This window comes from Cupriavidus sp. SIMBA_020 (assembly GCF_046535395.1).
Taxonomy (GTDB): Bacteria; Pseudomonadota; Gammaproteobacteria; order Burkholderiales; family Burkholderiaceae; genus Cupriavidus; species Cupriavidus campinensis.
Genome location: NZ_JAWRWU010001805.1, coordinates 1 through 231, shown reverse-complemented (window position 1 = coordinate 231; position 231 = coordinate 1). Strand labels below are relative to the sequence as shown.

Below are 231 nucleotides of genomic sequence, written 5' to 3'. Positions count from 1 at the left end.
GCAGAAGTCGAGCATCGACTGTCGGAGGACTTGCAGGGCATTGATGCACGCCCGGTGGTGGTGACAGGATTGTATGGCGGCATAGATTGGGGGCCGACCGACGCGTGGGTCCAGTCTCAGGATCCGGTAATTGTAATCTGTACCTTCGAGAAAGCAGATGCATTGATTCGCTATCTGGGGGTGTTGTTCCTCGATCGTGTGCGCTTGGTTGTAATCGACGAGGCACACATG

1 protein-coding gene is annotated in these 231 nt (G+C 55.4%); it reads left to right on the top strand.

Features of this window, described 5'->3' with window-relative positions; translation table 11 throughout:
* Nucleotides 1-231: hypothetical protein (locus SB751_RS35835; protein WP_410749711.1), on the top strand; the 231-nt coding region annotated here is incomplete at both ends.